At 68.3% G+C, this 1,955-nt stretch carries 2 protein-coding genes and 1 pseudogene; all 3 read left to right on the top strand.

All coding sequences use genetic code 11. The features are described from left to right. Positions 1-248, top strand: a pseudogene (locus BGO22_RS12995) (NADPH-dependent FMN reductase); the annotation flags it as partial. 37 nt (positions 249-285) lie between these two features. Beyond that, positions 286-981 (top strand): DUF599 domain-containing protein, encoded by a 696-nt coding sequence (locus BGO22_RS12990; protein ID WP_070398099.1) that lies wholly within the window; start codon positions 286-288, stop codon positions 979-981. A gap of 35 nt (positions 982-1,016) precedes the next feature. Continuing rightward, on the top strand, positions 1,017-1,955 hold a 939-nt coding region (locus BGO22_RS12985), incomplete at its 3' end, for a PHP domain-containing protein (RefSeq protein WP_286851186.1).

Here is a 1,955-nt window from a genome sequence, read left to right as displayed (position 1 = left end):
TGGCCACGCTGAACACCCTGTTCACCCTGGCCATGCAGCACGGCATGATCTGGGTGAGCCAGGGACTGATGCCCGCCAACACCAAGGCGGCCCAGCGCGACGACGTGAACTACCTCGTGTCGTACAGCGGCGCCATCGCGCAGTCGCCGTCCGACGCGGGCGCCCAAGACATGCTGGCGGGCGACCTGGAAACGGCGCGCCTGTTCGGCGAGCGGGTGGCGGCGATCGCGGCACGGTTCAAACCCTGATCTGAGCCGCTCCGTGGAGGCGTAGCATGCTGTCTCCATGAAGATCTTCAGCATCCTCCCCTGGGCAGACTGGCTCGCGCTGGTCTGCTTTTTTTCGCTCTGGATCGGCTACGCGACCGTTGCCAAGCCCTGGGCCCGGCGCAGGCCCTCGCTGCTGGCCACCACCAACCGCTACCGGCGCTACTGGATGGAACAGGCCATCGCCCGCGACCCGCGCATGCTCGACGGCCTGATCACGCAGAACCTGTCGAGCACGCCGTCCTTCTTCTCGTCCACGTCCATCCTGATCATCGGCGGCCTGTTCGCGCTGCTGGGCACCACGGACAAGGCCACCGAGCTGATGAGCGAGATCCCCTTCGCGCAGGCGACCACGCTGATCGTCTTCGAGTTCAAGATCCTGGTGCTGATCGCGATCTTCGTGTACTCGTTCTTCCGCTTCTCCTGGTCCATGCGGCAGTACACCTTCGTGGCGCTGGTGATCGGCTCCATGCCCCCGCCCGAAGATTTCGCCGCGGGCAAGTTCGACCGGCGGGCCTACGCCGACCGCGCGGGTGCCCTGGTGGCCTCGGCCGCCGAAACCATGAACGACGGCCTGCGCGCGTACTACTTTTCGTTCGCGCTGCTGGGCTGGTTCGTCTCGCCCCTGGCCATGGTGATGGCCACGGCCGTGGTGACGGCCATCCTGTACAGCCGGGAATTCCGCTCCGAGGTGCTGCACATCCTGCGCGACTGAATCGGGGACAGAGGGGCGCCTTCTAAAATCGGGTGATGTTTGTTCACCTGCGCCTGCACACCGAGTTTTCCGTCGTCGACGGCACCAACCGCATCGATGAGGTGATGGCCGCCGCCGCGGCCGACGGCCAGCCCGCGCTGGCCATCACCGACCTCAGCAACCTCTTCGGCGCCGTCAAGTTCTACCGCGCCGGGCGCGACGCCGGCGTCAAGCCCATCATCGGCGCCGAGGTGCTGCTGCAAGGCTTCACCGAGGAAACCCCGAACGCCATGCCCGGCGCCCACCAGCCGCCGCTGCCGCGCGTGCTGCTGCTGGTGCAGGACAAGCAGGGCTACCTGAACCTGAGCGAGCTGCTGGCGCGCGCCTGGACGCGCAACGTGGTGCGCGACCAGGCCGTGATCAAGCGCGAATGGCTCGAAGAGCTCAACGCGGGCCTGATCCTGCTGTCGGGCGCGCAGGCCGGCCCGGTGGGGCAGGCGCTGATGGCCGGCGATCCGCAGCGCGCGAGCGACGCCGCCCTGAACCTGGCCACCCTGTTCCCGCACCGCTTCTACATCGAGGTGCAGCGCGCCGGGCGCGCCGACGACGAACGCCACGTGGTCGCGGCCGCGCAGCTGGCCGCGCGGCTGCGCCTGCCAGTGGTGGCCACGCACCCGGTGCAGTTCCTGCGGCCCGACGACTACGAGTCGCACGAGGCGCGCGTGTGCATCGCCGAGGGCGAGATCCTGGCCAACAACCGGCGCGTGCGCCGTTTCACGCGCGAGCAGTGGTTCAAGCCCGCCGCCGACATGAGCGCGCTGTTCGCCGACCTGCCATCGGCCGTGGCCAACACGGCCGAGATCGCCAAGCGCTGCAACCTCACGCTGGTGCTGGGCAAGCCGCAGCTGCCCAACTTCCCCACGCCGCTCATCGATGGCGTGCCCATGCCCATGGAGGACTTCTTCCGCCAGTCCTCCTTCGAGGGCCTGGAGGAG

Source organism: Hydrogenophaga sp. 70-12 (assembly GCF_001897365.1).
Classification (GTDB): domain Bacteria; phylum Pseudomonadota; class Gammaproteobacteria; order Burkholderiales; family Burkholderiaceae_C; genus Hydrogenophaga; species Hydrogenophaga borbori.
This window is presented reverse-complemented; position numbering and strand designations above follow the sequence as displayed.

Bases quoted from the DNA above. Each gene is read 5' to 3' on its own strand.
- BGO22_RS12990 (WP_070398099.1), top strand. From the start codon at position 286: ATGAAGATCTTCAGCATCCTCCCCTGGGCAGACTGGCTCGCGCTGGTC.